The sequence below is a fragment of the Streptomyces sp. OfavH-34-F genome, from assembly GCF_022347745.1.
GTDB lineage: Bacteria > Actinomycetota > Actinomycetes > Streptomycetales > Streptomycetaceae > Streptomyces.
In genome coordinates, this window is record NZ_JAKRGC010000026.1 from 13,650 (window position 1) to 37,389 (window position 23,740).

At 72.5% G+C, this 23,740-nt stretch carries 21 protein-coding genes; 7 read left to right on the forward strand and 14 right to left on the reverse strand.

Going from position 1 to position 23,740, the window contains the following annotated elements; all coding sequences use genetic code 11:
• The first annotated feature begins 119 nt into the window (after positions 1 to 119).
• Entirely contained in the window at positions 120 to 881 is a 762-nt protein-coding gene (locus tag MHW47_RS07490; RefSeq protein ID WP_239221842.1) for an alpha/beta hydrolase, read from the forward strand.
• A 141-nt stretch (positions 882 to 1,022) separates the two neighbouring features.
• Here the strand turns inward: MHW47_RS07490 and MHW47_RS07495 are convergent, their stop codons facing one another.
• Positions 1,023 to 1,973, reverse strand: a complete 951-nt coding sequence (locus MHW47_RS07495; protein WP_239221843.1) for a LysR family transcriptional regulator — start codon at positions 1,971 to 1,973, stop codon at positions 1,023 to 1,025.
• Positions 1,974 to 2,036: 63 nt separating this feature from the next.
• Between MHW47_RS07495 and MHW47_RS07500 the strand changes: the two genes are divergently transcribed.
• From MHW47_RS07500 to MHW47_RS07510, 3 genes are all read left to right on the forward strand, one after another.
• The gene (locus MHW47_RS07500) at positions 2,037 to 3,335 is read left to right on the forward strand and encodes an MFS transporter (protein WP_239221844.1); all 1,299 of its coding nucleotides are present in this window, start codon (positions 2,037 to 2,039) and stop codon (positions 3,333 to 3,335) included.
• A 103-nt stretch (positions 3,336 to 3,438) separates the two neighbouring features.
• Positions 3,439 to 4,155 (forward strand): L,D-transpeptidase family protein, encoded by a 717-nt coding sequence (locus MHW47_RS07505; protein WP_239221845.1) that lies wholly within the window; start codon positions 3,439 to 3,441, stop codon positions 4,153 to 4,155.
• 103 nt (positions 4,156 to 4,258) lie between these two features.
• Positions 4,259 to 5,278, forward strand: a complete 1,020-nt coding sequence (locus MHW47_RS07510; RefSeq protein WP_239221846.1) for a sigma-70 family RNA polymerase sigma factor — start codon at positions 4,259 to 4,261, stop codon at positions 5,276 to 5,278.
• Between the two features lie 29 nt (positions 5,279 to 5,307).
• Here the strand turns inward: MHW47_RS07510 and MHW47_RS07515 are convergent, their stop codons facing one another.
• The 13 genes from MHW47_RS07515 to MHW47_RS07575 all read right to left on the reverse strand — a co-directional run bounded on the left by MHW47_RS07515 (position 5,308) and on the right by MHW47_RS07575 (position 19,849).
• Positions 5,308 to 5,613: a lipid asymmetry maintenance protein MlaB gene (locus MHW47_RS07515; protein WP_239221847.1), complete on the reverse strand. Its 306-nt coding sequence runs from the start codon at positions 5,611 to 5,613 to the stop codon at positions 5,308 to 5,310.
• Positions 5,614 to 5,702: 89 nt separating this feature from the next.
• Positions 5,703 to 6,299, reverse strand: coding sequence for a Uma2 family endonuclease (locus tag MHW47_RS07520; RefSeq protein WP_239221848.1), 597 nt, complete (start codon positions 6,297 to 6,299; stop codon positions 5,703 to 5,705).
• Positions 6,300 to 6,561: 262 nt separating this feature from the next.
• A complete protein-coding gene (locus MHW47_RS07525; RefSeq protein WP_239221849.1) occupies positions 6,562 to 7,839 on the reverse strand; it encodes a thymidine phosphorylase in 1,278 nt (425 codons plus the stop codon).
• Positions 7,840 to 7,967: 128 nt separating this feature from the next.
• Positions 7,968 to 8,372, reverse strand: a complete 405-nt coding sequence (locus tag MHW47_RS07530; RefSeq protein ID WP_308381538.1) for a cytidine deaminase — start codon at positions 8,370 to 8,372, stop codon at positions 7,968 to 7,970.
• Positions 8,369 to 9,658, reverse strand: a complete 1,290-nt coding sequence (locus MHW47_RS07535; protein ID WP_239221850.1) for an ABC transporter permease — start codon at positions 9,656 to 9,658, stop codon at positions 8,369 to 8,371. The genes MHW47_RS07530 and MHW47_RS07535 overlap by 4 nt, the downstream gene beginning before the upstream one ends.
• Positions 9,655 to 10,770: an ABC transporter permease gene (locus MHW47_RS07540; RefSeq protein WP_239221851.1), complete on the reverse strand. Its 1,116-nt coding sequence runs from the start codon at positions 10,768 to 10,770 to the stop codon at positions 9,655 to 9,657. Before MHW47_RS07540 ends, MHW47_RS07535 begins: the two co-directional genes overlap by 4 nt.
• A complete protein-coding gene (locus tag MHW47_RS07545) occupies positions 10,767 to 12,350 on the reverse strand; it encodes an ABC transporter ATP-binding protein (protein ID WP_239221852.1) in 1,584 nt (527 codons plus the stop codon). The genes MHW47_RS07540 and MHW47_RS07545 overlap by 4 nt, the downstream gene beginning before the upstream one ends.
• A 261-nt stretch (positions 12,351 to 12,611) precedes the next feature.
• Entirely contained in the window at positions 12,612 to 13,652 is a 1,041-nt protein-coding gene (locus MHW47_RS07550) for a BMP family protein (RefSeq protein ID WP_239221853.1), read from the reverse strand.
• 149 nt (positions 13,653 to 13,801) lie between these two features.
• Positions 13,802 to 15,031 carry an amidohydrolase gene (locus MHW47_RS07555; protein ID WP_239221864.1) on the reverse strand — a complete coding sequence of 410 codons (1,230 nt, stop codon included), beginning with the start codon at positions 15,029 to 15,031 and terminating at the stop codon, positions 13,802 to 13,804.
• Between the two features lie 198 nt (positions 15,032 to 15,229).
• Positions 15,230 to 16,288: a hypothetical protein gene (locus MHW47_RS07560; RefSeq protein WP_239221854.1), complete on the reverse strand. Its 1,059-nt coding sequence runs from the start codon at positions 16,286 to 16,288 to the stop codon at positions 15,230 to 15,232.
• Between the two features lie 11 nt (positions 16,289 to 16,299).
• On the reverse strand, positions 16,300 to 17,235 hold the full coding sequence (locus MHW47_RS07565; protein WP_239221855.1) for an N-acetylneuraminate synthase family protein: 936 nt from the start codon (positions 17,233 to 17,235) through the stop codon (positions 16,300 to 16,302).
• A gap of 11 nt (positions 17,236 to 17,246) precedes the next feature.
• Positions 17,247 to 18,467, reverse strand: a complete 1,221-nt coding sequence (locus tag MHW47_RS07570) for an acylneuraminate cytidylyltransferase (RefSeq protein WP_239221856.1) — start codon at positions 18,465 to 18,467, stop codon at positions 17,247 to 17,249.
• A gap of 32 nt (positions 18,468 to 18,499) precedes the next feature.
• Positions 18,500 to 19,849 (reverse strand): DUF6716 putative glycosyltransferase, encoded by a 1,350-nt coding sequence (locus tag MHW47_RS07575; protein WP_239221857.1) that lies wholly within the window; start codon positions 19,847 to 19,849, stop codon positions 18,500 to 18,502.
• A gap of 209 nt (positions 19,850 to 20,058) precedes the next feature.
• Here MHW47_RS07575 and MHW47_RS07580 point away from each other — a divergent pair, with 209 nt between their 5' ends.
• From MHW47_RS07580 to MHW47_RS07590, 3 genes are all read left to right on the forward strand, one after another.
• Complete coding sequence (locus tag MHW47_RS07580; protein ID WP_239221858.1) at positions 20,059 to 21,036, forward strand: glycosyltransferase family 2 protein; 978 nt, start codon at positions 20,059 to 20,061, stop codon at positions 21,034 to 21,036.
• A complete protein-coding gene (locus MHW47_RS07585) occupies positions 21,036 to 22,433 on the forward strand; it encodes an alpha-2,8-polysialyltransferase family protein (RefSeq protein WP_239221859.1) in 1,398 nt (465 codons plus the stop codon). Before MHW47_RS07580 ends, MHW47_RS07585 begins: the two co-directional genes overlap by 1 nt.
• Positions 22,434 to 22,450: 17 nt before the next feature.
• On the forward strand, positions 22,451 to 23,740 hold a 1,290-nt coding region (locus MHW47_RS07590; RefSeq protein ID WP_239221860.1), incomplete at its 3' end, for a YfhO family protein.

A 23,740-nucleotide genomic window follows, 5' to 3' on the forward strand; every position in this document is an offset into this window, starting at 1 on the left:
TTGCATAACGGATACGCGGGACGGGAAGGGCGCGTCCGGGCGGAGCCCCGCAGCGCCCGCACGTAACAGACACGGCGAACAGGGGTGGCGTACACCCCCGCGTCTGACACTGTTACGCCATGGCACAGCGCGCACTCCCCCAGCCTGCGGCAAGGCTGGGACGGGCCGTCGGAGCGGCGGCCGGAACAACAACGGTCGGCGGCGTGGTCCTGCTGCTCCCGGACGGCGAACCCCACTCCACCCGCCGCCCCTCCTCCCTCTCCCACGCCCGCCTGTTCCCCCTCGCCCGCGCCCTGGCGCACGCGGGGCGCGACGACGGCCTCGCCACCCATGTGGTGCGCTACCGCTGCCGGGGCTGGAACGAGGACGCCGCACAGCTCGCGGCGGACGCGGAGTGGGCGGTGGAGGAGACGGTGCGCCGCTACGGCGACGTCCCGGTCTGCCTGGCCGGCCACGGCATGGGCGCCCGCGCGGCCCTGCGGGCAGGCGGCCACGCCTCGGTCGGCGCGGTCCTGGCCCTGGCCCCCTGGCTGCCGGGCGACCCGTCCGCCGACCCGGAGCCGGTCAAGCACCTGGTGGGCCGCCCGGTCCTGCTGGTCCACGGCACCAACGACGCCCGCTGCGCACCGGAGTTGTCGTTCCGCCTGGCCCAGCGCGCCAAGAAGATCCACCGCGACACGTGCCGCTTCGAGGTCCACTCGGACGGCCACGCCCTGCGCCAGCACCGCTCCGAAGTGACGGCTCTGTGCGCCGACTTCATCCGCGGCACCCTCTTCGGCCACCCCTATGCCCGCCCCCTGGCCGACGCACTGGCGGCCCCGCCACCCCTGGGCCTGCGGATGCCGCTGGCGGTGGGCTTCGGGGAGTCACTGAGGGGGTGAGGAGGCGGGGCGGGGCGGAGGCGAGCGCGGTGGGGACGCCGCCTCAGTAGCGACTCCGCTGCTCCCCGCACGCGCGGGGACAGCCACGGTGCTCCATGAAGGCGTGTCGTGGTCGCTCCGCGTTGTGCACCGGGTCGGTTTCTACGCCAGCAGGTTGCCCCGGCGGCTCAGCAGGAACTTCTTGAACGCCGCCACCGGGGCCGTGTCCGGGTGGCCGTCCAGCCAGGCGACGCCGATTTCGCGCACCGCTCTCGGGGCCGTCACCGTCAGTTCGACCACGCCCGGGCGGGCCACGGCGGGGGGCGGGAGCAGGGCGACGCCGAGGCCCGCGGCGACCAGGCCGCGCAGGGTTTCCGCCTCCTCGCCCTCGAAGGCGACGCGCGGGGTGAAGCCGGCCTCGGCGCAGAGGTCGTCCGTGATGCGGCGCAGGCCGTAGCCGGGTTCGAGGGTGACGAAGGTTTCGTCCGACGCTTCGGCGAGGCGGATGCGGCGGCGGGTGGCCAGGCGGTGGTCCTCGGGGACGACCAGGCGCAGGCGCTGTTCGTCGAGGCGGCGGGTGACGAGGTCGGGGGCGTCCGGGACCGGGGAGGTGAGGCAGAGGTCGAGGCCGCCGGCGCGGAGGCGTTCGATCATGGCCTCGCCGTAGTTCTGGACGAGTTGGAAGCGGACGCGGGGGTGGTCGGCCCGGAAGGCGCGGAGGAGAGCGGGGACGGTCTCGGAGCCCATCGTGTGGAGGAAGCCGAAGGCCACCTTGCCCGCCGTGGGGTCCGCGTCGGCGCGCACCGAGTCGGCGGCCTTCTCCACCTCGGCGAGGGCGCGTTCGGCGGAGCCGAGGAAGGTGCGGCCCGCCGGGGTGAGGGAGACGGTGCGGCCCTTGCGGGCGAACAGGGCGACGCCCAGGTCCGCCTCCAGCCGGACCATCGCGCGCGAGAGGGTGGACTGCGGGACGCCCAGTTCCTGCGCGGCGCGCGTCACGTGCTCGTGGCGGGCGACCGCCGCGAAGTACGCGAGGCGCGGCGCGAGAACCGCGCGGATGTCTTCTTCGTAACTGCTCGGTGACAGCCGAGGCTGTGAGCTGTGCTGATGCGCCATGGGATGGATTATTCGCCGTTTGTGCATTGGACGCATGAACGGGGACCGGCCTAGGTTCGTCGCATGCCTCCTGCCAGTACCGGGGCGGTCACCCTCACCGTGGCCGCCTCGACCCAGCCGTCCCCCGTCGCCGACACCACCGACCGGCTCGAACCCGGCCGCCCCGGCTACCGCCGGATGAGCTTCGCCCTCTTCGCCGCCGGTGTCGCGACGTTCGCACTCCTCTACTCCACGCAGGCCCTGCTGCCCGCCGTGTCCGCGTCGTTCGGCGCCACGGCCGGGCAGGCGAGCTGGACGGTCTCCGCGGCGACCGGCGCGCTGGCGCTGTGCGTGCTGCCGCTGAGCGCGCTGTCGGAGCGATTCGGGCGGCGGCAGATGATGACGGCCTCGCTGGTGGTCGCGGTGGCGGTCGGGCTGTTCGTGCCGTTCGCACCCTCGCTCGGCTGGCTGATCGCGCTGCGCGCCGTGCAGGGTGCCGCGCTCGCCGGGCTGCCCGCGTCGGCGATGGCGTACCTGGCGGAAGAGGTGCGGCCCAAGGCGCTCGTCGCCGCGATCGGGCTGTTCGTGGCCGGCAACAGCATCGGCGGGATGACCGGCCGCATCCTCACCGGCTGGGTCGCGCAGCTGTGGGGCTGGCGGGCGGCGCTCGGCGCGGTCGGGCTGCTGGCCGTGGTCTGCGCGGTCGTCTTCCACTACATGATCCCGCGCGCCCGGCACTTCACTCCGGGCACGCTGAACCCGAAGGCCCTGGCCAGGACGGTCGGTTCGCACCTCGCCAACCCGCTGCTGCGCAGGCTGTACGCGATCGGCGCGCTGTTCATGACGGTGTTCGGCGCGGTGTACACGGTCATCGGTTACCGGCTGGTGGAGGCCCCGTTCAACCTGCCGCAGGGCATCGTCGGGTCGATCTTCCTCGTCTACCTCGTGGGCACGGTCTCCTCCGCGGCGGCCGGGCGGCTGGTGGGCCGGCTCGGGCGCCGGGGCGCGCTGTACCTGGCCGTCTCGACCACGGCGGCGGGCCTGCTGCTCTCGCTGGCGGACCGGCTGGCCGCCGTCCTGCTCGGCCTGGTGCTGATCACGGCCGGGTTCTTCGCGGGCCACGCGGTCGCCTCGTCGGCGGTGAGCCGTACGGCGACCACGGGGCGCGCGCAGGCGTCGGCCCTGTACCAGTCGGCGTACTACCTGGGTTCCAGCGCGGGCGGCACGCTCGGTGCGGTCGCCTTCCACTCCGGCGGCTGGGCGGGCACGGTGGCCCTGGGGCTGTTCGCCGTACTCGGCGTCGTGACCATCACGCTGTACGGGACGCGGGCCGCCCGCGCCGAGCGGCTGAGGCCCGTCCCGGTGGCGTCCGTACAGAACTGAGACATTTCGCGTACAACCAACCACTCCCCTTCGCGCATCTAGCAGGCGGAATCACCGCAGTGCGCGCGAAGGGGAGTTGGCGTACATGGGAGTGGGGAAGAAGATGCGGAACACTCGGGGTACCGGGGGCGTACGGGTGCGGCGCGGGCTCGTACTGTCCGTCGCGGCGCTGACCGCGATACCGGCGTTCGTCATCGGTACGGGCGGCAGCGCGCAGGCGGCGTCCTGCACGAAGTCGACCGGGCCGTACCAGAAGCAGGTCGAGAAGTACCTGCACCTGAAGGTGGACGGCAAGCAGTCGTCGGCCGACTGCAAGGCGATCCGGTCGTTCCAGAGCACGTACGGGGTCACTCCGACCATCGGTTACGCGGGACCGGTCACCTGGCGCACGATGCAGACGCTGACCGCGCAGAAGGCGGCCGGGAAGAACCCGAACAAGGCCAAGAAGTGCCCCACCAACAAGGGGCGGATCGCCTGCGTCGACCTGACGCGGCAGCTGAGCTGGATCCAGGACGGCAAGAAGCTGAAGTTCGGGCCGGTTCCGGTGCGGACGGGGCGGGACAAGTACGAGACCCGGACGGGCGCGAAGAAGATCTACTGGCGCCACAAGAACCACGTGTCGTCGATCTACCACGTGTCCATGCCGTACTCGCAGTTCTTCGACGGCGGGCAGGCGTTCCACGCGGTCGGCGTGAAGATGTGGAACCCGCCGGGGTCGCACGGCTGCGTCAACATGCGCACCGCCGACGCGAAGTCATACTGGAACCTGTTGAAGAACGGCGACGACGTCTACGTGTACGGCCGCAAGCCGGGGACCTGACCGGTTTCCGCTCTTCCCGCCCCCGTTGTCAGTGGCCTGCGGTAGCTTCCGACGTGCTGAGTGAAGTGAGCGGTATCACAGCGCAACAGGGGTGGATCGGGCGATGAGTGAACTGACAGCGGCGGCGGCAGCGGGGTCCGGCTCCGGGGCGGCCGACGACATCGACAGCCGGCTGGAGGGGTACCGGGTCGAGCTGACGGGTTACTGCTACCGGATGCTCGGCTCGGCCTTCGAGGCGGAGGACGCGGTCCAGGACACGCTCGTCCGGGCCTGGCGCAACTTCGACAAGTTCGAGGGCCGGTCCTCGCTGCGTTCCTGGCTGTACCGCATCGCGACCAACGTGTGCCTCGACATGCTGAACGCGGGCAAGAAGCGGGCGCGGCCGGTGGACCTGTCGGGGCCGACGCCGCTCGCGCAGGCCGCGCTCAACCCGCTGCCGGAGAACACCTGGCTGGAGCCGATGCCGGACGGCCGCATCCTGCCGACGGTCGAGGACCCGGCGGAGGCGGCGGTGGCGCGCGAGTCGGTGCGGCTCGCGTTCGTCGCCGCGCTCCAGCACCTGCCGCCGAAGCAGCGGGCCGTGCTGATCCTGCGCGAGGTGCTGGCGTGGAAGGCCGCCGAGGTGGCGGAGCTGCTCGACACCTCGGTCGCCTCGGTCAACAGCGCCCTGCAGCGCGCACGGGCGACGCTCACCGACCACGAGTCGGTGGCCGCCGACGCGGCGAACCCGCTGGACGAGGAGCAGGCCAAGCTCCTGGAGCGGTACGTGGCGGCGTTCGAGGGCTACGACATGAAGGCGTTGACCGCCCTCCTCCACGAGGACGCGGTGATGACGATGCCGCCGTTCGACCTCTGGCTCCAGGGCCACGACGACATCACCGGCTTCATGACCTCCATCGGCGCGGGCTGCGCCGGCTCCCGTCTCCTCGCGACCTCCGCCAACGGCACCCCGGCCTTCGCCCACTACAAGCCGAATCCGGAGGGCCCCGGCTTCATCCCCTGGGCGGTCCAGGTCATCGACATCTCGGACGGCGCGATCACGGGCATGCACTGCTTCCTGGACACGCCCCGGTGGTTCCCGCTGTTCGGCCTGCCGGACCACCTGGAGGCGGACGCGGCGTAGCGCGGGGCGCGGGGCGGGCGGCCCCCGGTTCACGGCCGCCCGTCCCCCACCACATCGCCCAGCCCCACCAGGTTCAGCAGGGACCGCAACTCCGGGGGCGTCCCCCGCAGGCGCAGGCGGCGGTCGCCCGTCCTGCGCGCGGTCAGGGAGAGGCGGGCCAGGGCTTCCACCGTGGTCAGGTCCGGGCGGACCAGGCCGCTCAGGTCGCAGTCGATCGCCGTGACCGCGGCCGGGGTCGCCGCCAGCACGGCTTCCAGCTCGGCGCACAGGCGCGGGACGGCGGCGCGGGTGAGATGCCCGGAGAGGACGAGCGCGGCCGGGGGCAGGGCTTCCATACCCTGGCAGACCGGGACCGCGCCGAAAACTCATCGCCCGGACGCGCGGCGACTCACCGCGACCGGCCGGGCGACTCAGCCGGGGCGTCTCAGCCGGCCGGGAAGATCCCCGTGTCCAGGTCCAGGCCGAACGGGTCGGGGAGGGTCAGCTTCTCGCCGTACTCGACCGTGGCCAGCTGCCGGTACGTACCGCTTCGGGGCTCCCCGTACAGCGTGGCGGTGGGGCGGCCCGAGTGCCAGGGGTCCAGCAGGAGGAACAGCTCGACGCCCGCCTTCGCGTAGCCGTGCACCTTGCCGATGCGGTCGTGGTTGGCGTTGGCCTGTGACGTGATCTCGACGACCAGCAGCGCTTCCTCGGCGGGCACGCGGTTGCCCGGCCCGGTCGCCACGGCTCGCGGGACGACCACGAGGTCGGGGATGTAGAGCCCGGCCCGGCCGGGAACGGAGACGCCCAAGGTCTGGAAGATCTCCCAGTCCTCCGGGATCACGGAGTAGAGCCTGCGCTGGAGCAGCGCGGCGGTGAGATTGTGGTCCTTGGACGGTGGCGGCGACACAGTGACGATCCCCTCGATGATCTCCACCTTGCAGCCCTCCGGCGCGTCCGTCTCCTCCCAGATCCGGACGAGGTCGTCCCACTCCTGGCCCTGTCCCTGGCCCGGCGCGGGATCGACGGTGAGTGCGCTCATGGCGGTCTCTCCTCGTATTGGTGCGTCACCTAGGTGGTGTCCGACCCATCCCCGCGGCGTCGCGACGCCCGGCACGCACGCTCGCCGCGTTGCCGAACAGCCCTGGTAGCTCCGCTACAAGAGCTCTCCGGCGCCTTGCGACCGCACGCACCGGACGCCGCTCCTTCCTCCACGGGGATGGGTCGGACACCACCTTCCAGCATGCCGAACGGGACCGGTGGTGGTCCACCGGTCCCGTTCACCCGTATGGGGAAGGCGCAGGTCAGGCGATACGTTCCCGCACCACCGGGGTCGCCGTGTACGGGGTGCCGGCGGGTTCGATGTCGTAGGCGTCCGGGAGGGCCTTGAGGGCGTAGTCGAACTTCTCCGGGGTGTCCGTGTGGAGGGTCAGCAGCGGCTGGCCGGCGGTGACCTCGTCGCCGGGCTTGGCGTGCAGCTCGACGCCGGCACCGGCCTGCACCGGGTCCTCCTTGCGGGCGCGGCCCGCGCCCAGGCGCCAGGCGGCGACGCCGATGTCGTACGCGTCCAGGCGGGTCAGCACGCCGGAGGCGGACGCCTTGATGACGTGCTGCTCGCGGGCGACCGGGAGCGGGGCGTCCGGGTCGCCGCCCTGGGCGGAGATCATCCGGCGCCAGACGTCCATCGCGGAGCCGTCCCTCAGGGCCTTCTCCGGGTCGGCGTCCTTCAGCCCGGCCGCGTCCAGCATCTCGCGGGCGAGGGCCAGGGTGAGATCGACGACGTCCTGGGGGCCGCCGCCGGCCAGGACCTCGACGGACTCGCGGACCTCCAGGGCGTTGCCCGCGGTGAGGCCGAGCGGGGTGGACATGTCGGTGAGCAGGGCGACCGTGCGGACGCCGCTGTCGGTGCCGAGGGCGACCATGGTGGAGGCCAGCTCGCGGGCGTCGTCGAGGTTCTTCATGAAGGCGCCGGAGCCGACCTTGACGTCCAGGACGAGGGCGCCGGTGCCCTCGGCGATCTTCTTGGACATGATCGAGCTGGCGATGAGCGGGATCGCCTCGACGGTGCCGGTGACGTCGCGCAGCGCGTACAGCTTCTTGTCGGCGGGGGCCAGGCCGTCGCCCGCGGCGCAGATGACGGCGCCGGTGGTGTCGAGGACGTCCAGCATCTCGGCGTTGGAGAGGTGGGCGCGCCAGCCGGGGATGGACTCCAGCTTGTCCAGGGTGCCGCCGGTGTGGCCGAGGCCGCGGCCGCTGAGCTGGGGCACGGCCGCGCCGCAGGCGGCGACGAGCGGGGCGAGCGGCAGGGTGATCTTGTCGCCGACGCCGCCCGTGGAGTGCTTGTCCGTGGTGGGGCGGGAGAGCGCGGCGAAGTCCATGCGCTCGCCGGAGGCGATCATCGCGGCGGTCCAGCGGGCGATCTCGGTCCGGTTCATGCCGTTCAGCAGGATCGCCATGGCGAGCGCGGACATCTGCTCGTCGGCGACCTCGCCGCGGGTGTACGCGTCGATGACCCAGTCGATCTGCTCGGGTGTCAGCTCGCCGCGGTCCCGCTTGGTGCGGATGACGGAGATGGCGTCCATGGTGAGGCGTCCTTCCGGGCCGGTTCGAAACACAAGGTTCGTACACACGCGTGAGCAGTGACTCTACGCGCATAGAGGGAGAAAAGAAGTGCCGGGTGGACCCGTGGTGCGGGTCCACCCGGCGGGGGTCAGCCGAGGTGGGCCGGGCCGAAGGCCTGCGGCAGCATCTCGTCCAGGGTGCGCAGCCCGTCCGGGGTCTCCAGGATCAGCTCCGGCCCGCCGAACTCGTACAGCAGCTGCCTGCACCGGCCGCACGGGACGAGGCTCTCGCCCGCCCCGTCCACGCAGGTGAAGTGGGTCAGCCGGCCGCCGCCGGTGGCGTGCAGCTGGGAGACCAGGCCGCACTCGGCGCAGAGCCCGATCCCGTACGAGGCGTTCTCGACGTTGCAGCCGGTGATCGTACGGCCGTCGTCGACGCGGGCGGCGACGCCGACCGGGTAGCCGGAGTACGGGGCGTACGCGCGGGACATGGCGTCCCGCGCGGCGGCCCGCAGGGCCTCCCAGTCGGCGTCGGTGAAGGCCGGGGCGGTCACTTGCCCTGGCCCTTCCGGTAGCGCATGCCGTCCGCCTTGGGCATCCGCAGGCGCTGCGCGGAGAGCGAGAGGACGAGCAGCGTGACGATGTACGGGGTCGCGCTCACGAACTCGGTGGGCACGCTGTCCGTGCCGAGGTACCACACCAGGACGGCCGCCGCGACGACCGCGCTGACCACGCCCTGCGTGTAGCTCTTGCGGTACAGCTTCCACAGCGCGATGCCGACGAGCACCACGAACAGCAGCAGGAGCAGCGCGTGGACGGACTTGCCGCCGTTGCGCAGCTGGAGCGCGTCGGCGAAGCCGAACAGGCCCGCGCCCATGGCGAGTCCGCCGGGGCGCCAGTTGCCGAAGATCATCGCGGCGAGACCGATGTAGCCGCGTCCGCCGGTCTGGCCCTCGTTGTAGATGTGCGAGGTGACCAGCGAGAGGAAGGCTCCGCCGAGTCCGGCGAGGCCGCCGGAGACGATCACCGCGGCGTACTTGTAGGTGTAGACGTTGACGCCGAGCGATTCGGCGGCGACCGGGTTCTCGCCGCAGGAGCGCAGCCGCAGGCCGAACGCGGTCTTCCACAGGACGAAGAAGGTCGCGAAGAAGAGGACCACGGCCAGGACCGTCAGCAGCGAGAGGTTGGTGACCAGACCGCCGAGGATGCCGGCCAGGTCGGAGACGAAGAACCAGTGGTGCTTCTCGATGGAGTGCAGTCCGTCGGAGAGGCCGGGGATCGTCACCGAGGTGATCTCGTCGGCCGGCGGGGACTGCTTCGGGGAGCCGCCCTTGGCCGCCGCCTCGCCGCTGTTGAACCAGAGCTTGGCGAAGTAGGTGGTGAAGCCGAGCGCCAGGATGTTGATCGCGATGCCGGAGATGATGTGGTCGACGCCGAAGGTGATGGTGGCGACGGCGTGGAGGAGACCGCCGAGCATGCCGCCGATGACACCGGCGAGCACGCCGATCCACGGGCTGGTCTGCCAGCCGGCCCAGGCACCGAAGAAGGTGCCGAGGATCATCATGCCTTCGAGGCCGATGTTGACCACGCCGGCGCGTTCGGACCACAGGCCGCCGAGACCGGCGAGGCCGATCGGCACGGCCATGGCGAGGGCGGCGCTGATCTGGCCCGCGGACGTGACGTCCTGGGCGCCGGTGATGGCGCGCACGGCGGACAGCGCGAGCAGCACGCCCGCGATGATCAGCAGGAGTACGGGGAAGGAGAGGCGGGAACGGCCGCTCTTGCCGCCGGAGACCTTGGGGGCCGCCGGGGGCGGGGTGGAAGTCGCCGTGGCGGTCACGCCGACACCTCCTGCTGGTCGGAGTTACGGGCGGCCTGTGCGGCGAGTTCCGCGCCGACCTTGCTCTGCTGGCGCTTGAGTCCGTAGCGGCGGACGACCTCGTAGGCGATGACGACGCACAGGACGATGACGCCCTGGATCACGCCGACGATCTCCTTGTCGTACCCCTCGAACTCCAGCTTTCCGGTGCCGCGTTCCAGGAAGCCCCAGAGCAGCGCGCCGAGCGCGATGCCGATGGGGTGGTTGCGGCCGAGGAGGGCGATGGCGATGCCGGTGAAGCCGATGCCGACGGGGAAGTCGCCGCTGAACTCGTGGCTGTCGTTGAGCAGCGTCGGCATGCCGACGAGGCCGGCGACGCCGCCGGAGATGAGCATCGAGGTGATGACCATGCGGCGGACGTTGACGCCGCTGGCCTCGGCGGCGGAGCCGGACTGGCCGACCGTGCGCAGGTCGAAGCCGAAGCGGGTGCGCGAGAGGGTGAACCAGTACGCGATGCCGGCGGCGACGGCGACGACGATGAAGCCCCAGATCGGCGTGGGCGTCGTCGGGAACTCGAAGAAGTGCGAGGACTCCGGCAGCGGCTTGGTGGAGATCTTGGTGCCGGCCTCGTCGAGGTGGCCCAGGCGGTTCTGCTGGAGCAGGTAGCCGATGACCGCGGTCGCGATGGAGTTCAGCATGATCGTGGAGACGACCTCGCTGACGCCGCGGGTGACCTTGAGCAGACCGGCGATGCCGGCCCACATGGCGCCGACGATCATCGCGGTGAGGATGATCAGCGGGATCTGGAGGGCGCCGGGCAGGGTCAGCGCGCCGCCGAGCGCGGCGGCGAAGAAGGCGGCGAGGCGGTACTGCCCGTCGACGCCGATGTTGAAGAGGTTCATCCGGAAGCCGACGGCCACCGCGAGACCCGCGAGGTAGTACGTCGTCGCCTTGTTCAGGATGTAGACCTGGCTGTCCGACTTCAGCCCGTAGTCGAACATGATGCCGAAGGCGTTGAACGGCTCCTTGCCGGTGGCGGCGAGCACGAGTGCCGTCACCAGGAAGGCGACCACGATCGCGAGTACGGGGGCCGCGATCCCCAGGAGCAGCCGCTCCTTGTCGATCTTCTTCATCGGTCCTCTCCCCCTTCGCGGGGGTCGGTGTCGTCGTCCGTGGCGGCGGTGGTCCCGCCCCCCTCCGGCGCTTCCAGGTGGCCGCTGGCCGCGCCCGTCATCGCCGAGCCCAGTTCCTCGGGGGTGATGGTCGCCGGGTCGGCGTCCGCGACCAGGCGGCCGCGGTACATGACGCGCAGGGTGTCGGAGAGCCCGATCAGCTCGTCCAGGTCGGCGGAGATCAGGAGCACCGCGAGGCCCTCGACGCGCGCCTCGCGGATCTGGTCCCAGATCTGCGCCTGCGCGCCGACGTCCACGCCCCGGGTGGGGTGCGCGGCGATCAGGAGCTTGGGCGCGTGGCTCATCTCGCGGCCGACGATCAGCTTCTGCTGGTTGCCGCCGGAGAGGGAGGCCGCGGTGACGTCGATGCCGGGGGTGCGCACGTCGTACTCGCGCACGATCCGCTCGGTGTCGGCGCGGGCGGCCTTGATGTCGAGGAAGGCGCCGCGGCTGTTGGGGCGCTCGGTGACGTGGCCGAGGACGCGGTTCTCCCAGAGGGGGGCCTCCAGGAGGAGTCCGTGGCGGTGGCGGTCCTCGGGGATGACGGCCATGCCGCCCTCGCGGCGCCTGCGCGTCGGGGTGCGGGAGATGTCGGTGCCGTCCAGGGTGAGGGTGCCCTCGTCCGGGGTGCGCATGCCCATGATGGCGTCGACCAGTTCGGACTGGCCGTTGCCCTCGACGCCGGCGATGCCCAGGACCTCGCCCTTGTGGATGGTGAAGGTGATGCCGTCGAGCACGGCGCGCACGGCGCCGTCCGGGTCGGTCGCGGTGAGCCGCAGGCCGTCGACGGTGAGCATGGGGGTGTCGGTGACCGTGGACTCGCGGGTCTCCGGGGACGGCAGTTCGCTGCCGACCATCAGCTCGGCGAGCTGCTTGGGCGTGGTGTTGCGGGGGTCGGCGGTGCCGACCGTGGTGCCGCGCCGGATGACGGTGATCTCGTCGGCGACCGACAGGACCTCGCCCAGCTTGTGCGAGATGAAGATGACGGTCAGGCCCTCGGCCTTGAGTTCGCGCAGGTTGTCGAAGAGGGCGTCGACCTCCTGGGGCACGAGGACGGCGGTGGGCTCGTCGAGGATCAGGGTGCGGGCGCCCCGGTAGAGGACCTTGAGGATCTCGACGCGCTGGCGGTCGGCGACGCCGAGGTCCTCGACCATGGCGTCCGGGCGGACGCCGAGGCCGTACGCGTCGGAGATCTCCTTGATCTTCGCGCGGGCCCGGTCCCCGATGCCGTACAGCTTCTCGGAGCCGAGGACGACGTTCTCCAGGACGGTGAGGTAGTCCGCGAGCATGAAGTGCTGGTGCACCATGCCGATGCCGCGGTCGATGGCGTCGCCCGGGTTGGAGAACACGGCCTGTTCGCCGTCCACCGCGATGGTGCCCTCGTCCGGCTTCTGCATGCCGTACAGGATCTTCATCAGAGTGGACTTGCCGGCGCCGTTCTCGCCGACGAGGGCGTGGACGGTGCCGCGGCGCACGGTGATGTCGATGTCGTGGTTGGCCACGACTCCGGGGAACCGCTTGGTGATACCGCGGAGCTCCACGGCGTTGGAACTGCTGGACGCGTTGATGGCGCACTCTCCTTGGCAGGAGCGGAGGGCGGGGGCGGTGTGGACGGGAAGGCGGAGGGTGGAGGGGGGAAACGTATCGCGCCCGGCCGGTTCCGGTCCCGACGCTACGCGCGTAGCGTCGCCGAATCGTCGGCCACCCGCTCACAGGTGGCCCTCACCCCGCCGGGGGTACGTGAATCGGGGCCCGGAACGGGCGGCCGAAGCCGCTCGCCGGGCCCCGATCTCGACGTGGGATCAGGTCGTGGTCTTGACCTTGATGGTGCCGTCGACGATCTTCTTCTTCGCCTCGTCCAGCTGGGCCTGGATGTCCTTGAGGTGGTCACCCGTGGGGGTCAGGCTGACGCCGCCCTTGGCCAGCGAGTACGTCTGGGTGCCGGTGACCGGCTTGCCGTCCTTGACCGACTTGACCAGGTCGTAGACGCCGGAGTCGACGTTCTTGACGACCGAGGTCAGGATCGTGTCCTTGTACTTCGCCAGGGCCGGGTCCAGGGCCTGGTCGGAGTCGACGCCGATGGACCAGGCGCCCTTCTTGCCCGCGACGGCCTCGATCGAGCCGGCGCCGGAGCCGCCCGCGGCGGCGAAGATGACGTCGATGCCCTTGTCGAGCATGCCCTTGGCGGCGGCCTTGCCCTTGTCGGGGCTGCCGAAGCCGGAGAGGTCCGAGCCGGTGGACAGGTACTGGATCTGCACCGTGGCCTTGGGCTTGGTGTCCAGGACGCCCTGGCGGAAGCCGGCGGCGAACTTCTTGATCAGCGGGAGGTCCACACCGCCGATGAAGCCGACCTTGTCGTCCTTGGACTTCAGCGCCGCCGCGACACCGGCGAGGTAGGAGCCCTGCTCCTCGGTGAAGACGATGTTGTCGACGTTCTTCACGTCGGAGACCGAGTCGACCAGGCCGAAGCTGATCTTCGGGTACTTGGGCGCGATCTTGTCGATCGCCTCCTTGTACGCGAAGCCGATGGCGATGACCGGGTTGTAGCCACCCTCGGCGAGCGACTGGAGGCGCTGGTCGCGGTCGGCCGAGCTCTCGCCGGTCTTGGCGGTCAGCTCCTTGGTCTCGGCGCCGAACTCGGCCTTGGCCTTGTCCAGGCCGCGCGCGGCGGAGTCGTTGAACGAGTTGTCGCCACGGCCGCCGACGTCGTAGGCCATGCCGATCTTCATCTTGCCGTCGTCCGAGCCGGAACTCTCGTCGGACGACTCGCCACACGCGGTGGCGGTGAGCGCGAGGGCCGCGGTGACGGCGATCGCGGCGCTGATCTTGGATACCCGGCGCAAGGGAAGGCTCCTTCAAACCTGACCGAAGCGCCTCTTCCGGCGCTGGTTTCGCGGCGATCGTAACGCGCGTAGATGTCAGATAAAGCCCTGTACGGAAGCCGTTATCGGATCGTCGCGAACGCGGGGCGTCCCCCGGGCGACCTGTCCGGTTACGACTGGTTGACGTAGAGCAACGCGGAGGCGGTGAACAGCTCGACGGCGACCGTGATCGCCTCCTCGTCGGCGTCGAAGTTGCCGCGGTGGAGGTCGAGTCCGCGGGTGTCCCCGGGGGTGCGGACGCCGAGCCGCGCCATGGCGCCCGAGACGTGTTCCAGGTACCAGGAGAAGTCCTCACCGCCCAGGCTCTGCTCGGTGTCCTCGATGGCGTACGCGCCCCGGCGGGCGGTCATCGCGGCGGCCAGCAGCTCGATGGACGCGGCGTCGTTGACCACGGGCGGGACGCCGCGGATGTAGTCGATCACCGTCTTGGCGCGGTGCAGTCCGGCCACTTCGTCGATCGCGGCGTGCACCAGGTCGGGCGCCTCGCGCCACGTGTCGAGGTCGAGGCAGCGCACGGTGCCGGAGAGTTCGGCGTGCTGCGGGATGACGTTGCAGGCGTGGCCGGCCTCCAGGCGGCCCCAGGTGACCGCGAGCCCGGCACGGGCGTCGACCCGCCGGGCCAGCAGGGCGGGCACCTCGGTGACGATCTTGGCGGCGGCGGTGACCAGGTCCGTCGTCAGGTGCGGGCGGGCGGTGTGGCCGCCGGGCCCGTCCAGGGCGAGTTCCAGCCGGTCGCAGGCGGAGGTGATCGCGCCGACCCGCAGCCCGATCCGGCCGACGTCCACCTTGGGGTCGCAGTGGACGCCGATGATGCGGCCGACGCCCTCCAGGACCCCGGACTCGATGGCGTCGGGCGCGCCGCCGGGCAGGACCTCCTCGGCCGGCTGGAAGATCAGCCGCACCGGGTGGGGCAGCAGCCCGCGCCGGTCCAGGTCGGCCAGGACGATCCCGGCGCCGAGGACGGCGGTGGTGTGGATGTCGTGTCCGCAGGCGTGGGCGCGGTCGGGCACGGTGGAGCGGTAGGGCACGCCGGTCTTGCTGTCCGGGATGGGGAGCGCGTCGATGTCGGCGCGCAGCGCGAGCACGGGCCGGGCGTCCTCGCCGCGGGTGCCGACGTCGCACATGAGCCCGGTGCCGGTGGCGAGCACCTTCGGGGCGAGCCCGGCCTGCTCCAGCCGGGCCTTGAGGGCCGCGGTGGTGCGGAACTCCTGGTTGCCCAGCTCGGGGTGCATGTGCAGGTCCCTGCGGAAGGCGATCAGCTCGGCGCGCAGGGCGTCGGGCAGCACGCCGGGCAGGGCTCCGTCCTGGGACGGGCCGGCGTCGGACTCGGGGCAGATCAACTGGCTCACCTGTTGAAGGGTAAGCCTGTTCCCTCCTCAACTGACCATGAAACAAGAAAAGTTCAGCCACATAGGGGAATCTTTGGCCGCGTCTCGGCGTGTGGGGCGCGACCGGGATGGGTAAACTCCCGCGCTCGTCGCGCGCTGGAGTCTCGCCGGAGCGCGTGCCCCTGGGGGCCGCCGGCCGGTGGCCGCCCGCTACGCCTCCCCCGTCACGGCGGTGACCCGCCACGGTGCCAGGCGCTGGGCGTCGCGGGCCGTCTCGGTGACGCCCGCCAGGAAGCCCTGGGCGCGCGGGGAGGCGGTTTCGCGCAGCCACTCCGGGGCGATGTCGCACACCGCGACCTTCACCTCGGTGCCGGTCAGTGCGAGGGGCAGGGTGTGGACGACGGTCGACGGGAAGCTCAGGACCGTGCGGCCGATGGGGCCCCGGCGGGCGATGAGTTCCAGCGGGAGGTCGGGCCGGACGATCTCCAGGCCGGTGGCCGCCTCCAGGGCGTGCAGCTTCTCGGTGGACTCGCGGCGGTGGGCGAAGTAGCGGGTGGCGCCGTGCGTACGGGCGAGGGCGCCGACCGCCTCCAGGTAGCGGGCCCGGTCCACCACGCCGGTCTCGACCAGCGAGGTGCCGACCAGGTCCGCACCCTTGGTGAGCGAGGGCGGGCCGAAGCGGGACCGGGTCCAGGAGAAGGTGTTCGGGATGAGGACGACGCCCGGCGGCGGGATCACCGGCATGGCGGTGAACAGTTCGACCTCGCGCGCCGGGGACGGCGTGAACCGGCGCCGGGCGGTGGCCGCCACCGGGGCCAGGGCCAGTTCGCGGGGGCCGCGCCCGCCGCGCCGGTGCCAGCGGACCAGGCGCTCGCCCCGGGTGAGCTGGGCGACGAACTCCATGGTGGCGGTGCCGTCGTCGACCACGGTGAGGCGGCGGGGGCGTACGAACGAGAGCAGCAGTTGCACGTAGCGCGAGAACGGGTCGCCGATGACGATGTGGTCGGCGGTGCGGATGAGCCGGGTGAGGGCGCGCAGCGACTTGACGGGGGTGCCCGAGTCGCCGCGCGCCTCCTGCCAGCGCACGGTCATGCCCTCGTCGCGGGCCAGCTCCGCCATCCGGCGCAGCTGACCGCGCGACATCGGGTCGACCGGGGGGAGGACGACGACGGTGACGTCCGTGAGGACGCGCCCGCCGCCTCCCTCGGTGACGGCCCACTCCAGGACGTTCAGGAGCTGGACCGGGCTCTCGACGAAGGCGAGGTTCACCGGCCGGCCCGTCAGACCGCGACCGGCTCGGCGGCCGGGGCCGCCGCGTCGCTCTCCGCCACGACGCCCGTGACCCGGCGGAGCTTCTTCATCGGGCCGAGCTCGGACTCGTACACCTTCTTGACGCCGTCACCGAGGGACGCCTCGATGGTGCGGATGTCGCGGACGAGCCGGGTCAGGCCCTGCGGCTCGACGGAGGCGGCCTGGTCGGAGCCCCACATGGCGCGGTCGAGGGTGATGTGGCGCTCGACGAACGCGGCGCCGAGGGCGACGGCGGCGAGGGTGGTCTGCAGGCCCGTCTCGTGGCCGCTGTAGCCGATCGGGACGTTCGGGTACTCCTGCTGGAGGGTCTGGATGACCCGCAGGTTCAGCTCCTCGGCCTTCGCCGGGTACGTGGAGGTGGCGTGGCAGAGCAGGATGTTGTCGGAGCCGAGGACCTCGACGGCGTGCCGGATCTGGCGCGGGGTGGACATGCCGGTGGAGAGGATGACCGTGCGGCCGGTGGCGCGCAGGGCGCGCAGCAGCTCGTCGTCGGTGAGCGAGGCGGAGGCGACCTTGTGGGCGGGGACGTCGAACTTCTCCAGGAAGGCGACGGCCTCGGTGTCCCACGGGGAGGCGAACCAGTCGATGCCGCGCTCGGCGCAGTGCTCGGAGATGGCCAGGTACTCGGTCTCGCCGAACTCGACGCGGTGGCGGTAGTCGATGTACGTCATGCGGCCCCAGGGGGTGTCGCGCTCGATGTCCCACTGGTCGCGCGGGGTGCAGATCTCGGGGGTGCGCTTCTGGAACTTGACGGCGTCGCAGCCGGCTTCGGCGGCCACGTCGATGAGGGCGAGGGCCTTGTCGAGGTCGCCGTTGTGGTTGATGCCGATCTCGCCGGTGATGTAGACGGGCTGGCCCGGTCCGGCGGTGCGGTTGCCGAGGGTGCGCAGGCGGGAGGTGCTCATGAGGGTGTTCCTTACTCGGTGGGGGTGGAGGTGAGGGTGGGGCCCAGGAGCCAGGCCGCGATCTCGCGGACGGCGCCGGAGCCGCCGGGGGTGGTCGTCACGGCGCGGGCCGCAGCGCGGACCGCGTCGTGGGCGCTCGCGACGGCGACGGGCCAGCCGGCGAGCGCGAAGCAGGGGAGGTCGTTGACGTCGTTGCCGACGTACATGACGCGTTCGGGCGCCAGGGACCGCTCGTCGCACCACTGCTTGAGCGCGAGGTCCTTGCGGTCCACGCCGTGCAGTACGGGGACGCCCAGCTTGCGGGCGCGGGCGGCGACGACGGGGTTCTGTTCGGTGGACAGGATCAGCAGCGGGATGCCCGCCCGGCGCAGGGCGGCGATGCCGAGTCCGTCGCCCCGGTGCACGGCGACGGTCTCGCGGCCGTCGGCGTCCACGAGGACCCGGTCGTCGGTCTGGGTGCCGTCGAAGTCGAGGACCACGGCGTCGACGTCCTCGCGGGTGGGCAGCGGCGCCCGGTCCACGAGGGGGGCGAGCGCGCGGGCGCGGGCCAGGTCGTGCGGGTCGTCGATCTCCAGGACGCGCGCGGGGTCGGTGCGCACCAGCGCGGTGTGGCCGAAGAAGCGGTGCCGGTGGGTGCGGAATCCGGCGGCGTCCATGGCGTAGGCGGCGCCGGTCTCCAGCAGGTCCTCGGGGCGGTCCTGGCGGCGCGGGCGGACCCGCTTGTCGTGGTTGACGCCGTAGTTGTGGTCCTCCAGGGCCGTGCCGTCGCGCCACAGGAAGCCGTGGAAGGGGGCGACGGTGACGGCGGTGTCGGCGCCCTCGCGGGCGACGGCTGCGGCGACCCCGTCGATGTCGTCGCGGGTGACGAAGGGGCTGGTGCACTGGACGAGCAGGACGACGCCGGCGGTGCGGCCGCTCATGGCCTCGTAGGCGTCGAGGGCGTGCAGGACGGCGGCCTCGCTGGTCGCGGTGTCGCCGGCGATGTCCTCGGGGCGCTGGACGCAGTGCAGCCGGGCGCTCTCGCCGAGTGCTTCGGCCGCCGCGCGGGCGGCCTCGGCGACGGCGGGGGCGTCGGTCGTCACGACGACGTCGGTGACCTCGCCGGAGGCCAGGCAGGCGCGGACGGCGCGGGCGACGAGCGGGATGCCGCCGACCCGGGCGAGGTTCTTGGCCGGTACGCCCTTGGAGCCGCCGCGTGCGGGGATGACGGCGAGCACGGTGGGTTGCTTCATCGGTGCTCCGGTGAGTGTGGTGTCGGTGGGGATCACAGCTCGCCCATCCGCCTGACGACCGGGGCGACGCGCTGGACGCCGTGCCGGTACGCGCCCCGGGCCGCGTCCCGGACCGCCTCGCGCACCGCGGTCCTGACCCGGCCCGCCTCCCGGGGCGCGGTGGCGCCGGGCAGCGGGTGGCCGTCGGGGCCCAGGTGGTGGCGGGCGAGGATGCCGGGGAGGTAGCCGGGGGCGGTGGCGGGGGTGGAGTAGGGGGCCGGGTCGGGAAGGCGGCCGGCGGTCAGCAGGGCGGTGACGCGGGCGCGGGCGGCGTCGTAGGCCGTGGCGTACCCGCCGTCGGCGGCGACGCCCTGGCCCGCGAGCCAGACGGGGTCGGGGCGGGGGCGGGCGCCGGCGTCCAGGTGGTCGAAGGAGGTGAGCAGGCCGGACCCGGTGAAGTGGTGGTTGCCGAGGGCTTCGCGGACCCCGAGGTCGGTGAGGACGGCGGTGGGGATGCGGCGGTGCAGGGACTCCAGGGCGGCCGTGGAGGAGACGGTGACCAGCAGGTCGGTGCGGTCCAGGACCTCGCCCATGTGCCCGTACACCAGGCGGAAGTTGGGCGGGAGGCCGCCGGGCAGCCGTTCGGCGAGCCGCTGGTAGGGGTGCTCCTCGATGTGCGTGGTGTGCTCGCCGGGCTTGGAGCGCAGCTTGAGCAGGACCTCGCGTCCGGGGTGCAGCCGGGCGTGCTCGACGAGCCTGCGCAGCAGGTAGGCGCGGTCGGCGCGGCTCTCCGGCACGGAGGGCTGGGCGGCGAACACCAGGGTGTCGCGGCCGGGTTCGGGCCGGTACGGGTCGCCGCCGAGGAACGGCAGCGCGGCCTCCGTGACGGCCGAGGCGTCGGCGCCGACGCCCTCGTACACGGCGCGGAAGCGCTCCGCGTCGTGGCGGGAGTTGGCGAGGACGACGTCGGCGCCGTGCCGCAGCAGCAGCCCGTCGGTGAGCTTCTCGTAGACGACGCCGACGTAGCCGGTGACGAGGACGGGCCGGGCGGGCAGCCGGAGCGCGGCGATGCCGTGGAGCATGGCCTGGACGGCGCCGCCGACGAGGGCGAGCACGACGATGTCGTATCCCTCGTCCCGTACGGCGTGCAGGAATTCGACGGCGGTGACCTCGCGCACCCGGTCGCCGGAGATCCCGACGTCGCCGACCTCGGCGAGCTGGCGGGGGGTCGGCGTGGCCCGGCCGCGCAGCAGCAGTCCGCTGATCTCGACCCGCTGGGCGGGCGCCCCGGACGCGGCGGCGGTGAGGCGGCGCGCGGTGAGCGCGCCCCATTTCCACCGGGTGTCGGAGTCGGCGATCACGGCTGCCCTGAGGGCGGTCGTCTTTTCGGTACGTCGTGGCACGTCTTCGAATTTAGGAAGGCATCCCGATTCGCGGCCCAACGTGACGGCAACAGCGGGTTAACAGCCCGCCGACACCTGGCGAATCAGCTGCCGGAAAAGGCCTTCCGGGGCGGTGGACCGGGCCGGTTCATCGTCCCGACATTCTTCGTTCACCCGCCGTACCCGCCGGCGCCAGGGTAAATGCCGGACCGGCGCCTAGCGTGTACGGCGTGGTCAAGCTCTCCGTCATCGTGCCGTTCTACAACGTTCGGGCCTACGCCCCCGACACTCTGCGAAGTCTGCGGGCCAATGCCCGTGAGGGGGTCGAATTCATCCTCGTCGACGACTGTTCGTCGGACGGGACGCTGGACATCCTGCGGCGCGCCGAGCGCGAGCTGCCCGGCGCCGTGCTGGTCGCGCACGAGCGGAACGGCGGTCTGGCCACCGCCCGCAACACGGGCATCGACGCGGCGCGCGGCGAGTACCTGACGTTCCTGGACGGCGACGACTGGGTGGTGCCCGGCCACTACGAGCGGCTGCTGGCCGCGATCACGGCGCTGGGCTGCGACTTCGTCCGTACGGACCATGTGCAGTTCACCGACCGGGCGCGCACGGTCCACCGCGTCCCGTTCGGGCTGCGGAACACCGTGGTCAGCCCGCGCGAGGTGATCCTGCCGGCCGACCGCTCGACGCCCGTGGACTACGCGTACGCCTGGGCCGGCGCCTATCACCGCGGGCTCGCGGACTCGGGGCTGCTGCGGTTCCGGGACGGGCTGCGCACGGCGGAGGACCGGCCGTGGATCTGGCGGCTGCACCGGGAGGCGGATTCCTTCGCAGCGGTCGGACTGCCGGGTGTCTTCTACCGGCGGGGGGTCGCCTCCTCACTGACCCAGATCGGCGATGTGCGCCAGCTCGATTTCATCCGGGCGTTCGACCAGGTACTCGCGGAAACGGCCACGGACCCGGAGGCGGAGAAGCTGATGCCGAAGGCGGTGCGCACGTATTGCGCGGTGATGGCGCACCATTTGGAATCCATCGAAAGGTTCGAACCAGCAGTGGCCAGGAAATTGCGCTCGATGAGTGCGGCTGCCCTGCGGCGCATGCCCCAGGACATTCTCGCGGACACGCTGAATTCGCTGGGTGAGCGCCGTGCGGACCGGTTGCGCCGGGTGCGCCGCCGCCCCGTCTCCCGGGAGGTCGCGGCCTGATGCCCGGCAGCACGTACACCGCGCCGGCCGGCCGGTCCACGACCCAGATCTTCTCGGCGTGCACGCAGTACGCCGCCGCCACGCTCGTCGCGGCCCTGCGCGGTGGCATGTTCGGTCCGCGCTCCGAGCACCGGCGCATCCTGGTCGTCAGCGACACCTCGCCCGCTCCGGAGCTGGGCACCCCGCTCCACCGCAGGCCCGGTTTCGACACCTTGGCGGCGGAGTTCGACCGGGTGTGCTCGTGGAACGACTTCATCAGCCCGTTCCACCCGGCCGGCTGGTCGCCGCGCGAGCAGGACGCCCCGCTGTGGGAGCGGGCCGTGCGCGCGGCGTGGGACCTCGGGGACGCGCCCGTGGAGCTGGCCTGCGAGTCCATCCAGGCCAACCCGGCCCAGGCGCTGGCGACCGTGTTCGGGGACAGCCCGCTCCATGTGTACGCGGACGGGCTGATGAGCTACGGGCCGACCCGCAGCCGGCTCGACCAGCTCGTCGGCACCCGCATCCGGCGGCTGCTCCACCTGGACCTGGTGCCCGGTCTGAAGCCGCTGCTGCTCACGGAGTTCGGCGTGGAGCCGGAGATCGTCCCCACCGACGTCTTCCTGAAGGTGCTGGGCGAACTCGCCGATCCGGTGGCCGCCCCCGTCCCGGCCGCCCCCGCGGACGGTCCGGGCCCGGCCCTGCTGCTCGGCCAGTACCTGTCCACGCTGGGCATCCTGACACCCCGCCAGGAGGAGGAGCTGCACGCGGGCATGGTGCGCGGCGCGGTCGCCCTCGGCCACACCCGCGTCGTCTTCAAACCGCATCCCAGCGCGCCCGCCCACTGGACGCGCGCCCTGGAGGAGGAGGCGGAGCGGCTGGGCGCGACGCTCACCGTCGCCGACAGCCCGGTCCTGGCCGAGACGCTGTTCGCGACGATGCGGCCGGCGCTCGTCGTCGGCTGCTTCTCCACCGCGCTGCTGACCGCCGCCTCGTTCTACGGGCTGCCGGTCGCCCGCCTGGGCACCGGGCCGCTGCTGCACCAGCTCAGCCCGTACCAGAACAGCAACCGCGTGCCGGTGACCCTCGTGGACGCGCTGCTGCCCGATCTGGAGGACCCGGCCGCGGTGACCGGCTGGTCGATGCCCGCGCCCGACGAGATCGCGCGCGGGGTCGCCGAACTCGTCGGCGCCGTCGGCTACGCGATGCAGCCGCAGCTCCAGGCACCCCTGCGCCCGGTCGCCGAGCGCTACCTGAACGGCCACCAGGCCGCCGTACGGCGGTACTTCAAGCGGCGCCGGCTGACCGCGCTCGGGCTGCCCGGAGCCATTCCGGCGCAGCTCACGTTCATCCCGCGCAACGCGACCGTCCGCCGGCTGGCCCGCCGGGCGCGCGTCCTGAAGCGGGCGGCGGCCGGCTGACCGCCGGGCCCGACACCATGGGAAAACCTCCGATACCCGGCTCGCCGCGCACCCTGGCGGCGGGCCTGGCCGCCCTGCTCGCCGCCCTCACCCTCTGCGCCGGGGACGCGATCGCCCGCAGCTACCCCTTCGGCCCGCACACCCGCAGCGTCAACGACCTGGGCAACCAGTTCGTGCCGTTCCACGCCCGGCTGTGGGACCTCCTGCACGGCCGGGCGGACGGCGGGCTGCTGCTGAACTGGCAGTCCGGCTTCGGCACGGGCTTCCTGCCGGACTTCGGCACCTATCTGAGCAGCCCGTTCGCCCTGCTCGTGGGCGTCTTCCCGCGCGACCGGATCGACCTGGCCGTCTACGCGGTCACCCTGGTCAAGACGGGCGCGGCGGCCGCCGCGATGACCTGGCTGCTGACCGCGCTGCGCCGGGGGCGCGGGCGGGAGTGGGCGGCGGCGGTGCTGGGGACGTCGTACGCGCTGTGCGGGTGGTCGGTGATCGAGGCCGTCTACAACCCGATGTGGCTGGACGGGCTGATCGCCTTCCCGCTGCTGTGCCTGGCCGCCGAGTGGGCGCGCACGGGCCGGCGGCCGGTGGCGGCCGTGCTCCTGGTGACGCTCGCCTGGGTGTCGAACTTCTACACCGCGTACATGGCCACGCTCGGCGCCGCGCTGGTGCTGGCGGTCCGGCTGCTGCTCGACGACCGGGAGCGCCGCGAGCGGGTACGGGGGCTGGGGCGCGCCGTGCGCACGGTGCTGCTCGGGACCGGGCTCGCCGCACCGGTCCTGGTGCCGGTGTACCTGGGGACGCGGAACGCCTACCCGGGCTGGACGCGCACGTTCGCCCCGGCGGACTGGTCCGACGTCGCGGCCCGGCTGCTGCCGGCCACGTACGGCTTCTTCACCCCGGCGGTGTTCCTGGGCTCCGGGGCGCTGCTCCTGGCGGCGGCGCTGGCCTTCCACCGGGGCGTGCGGCGCGCCGAACGGCTGGTGTGGACGGGGCTCGTGGCCGGGGTGGCGCTGTCGTTCCAGTGGGGGCCGACGCATCTGCTGTGGCACGCCTTCGCGACGCCCAACGGCAGCCCGTACCGGCAGACGTTCGTGCTGTCCGGGCTGCTGGTGATCGCCGCCTGGCTCACGGTCGCCCAGGGCTGGCCGGACCGCGGGGCGCTGCTCGGCGGGGCCGGGGTGCTCGCGCTCGTCGCCGCCGGGGCCGCCCTCAGCGACCTGGTCACCGTCTGGACGTATCCGCTGCTCGCGGCGGGCCTGGCGGCCACGGCCGGGGCGCTGGTGCTGGCCCGGCGGGGCCGGTTCGCG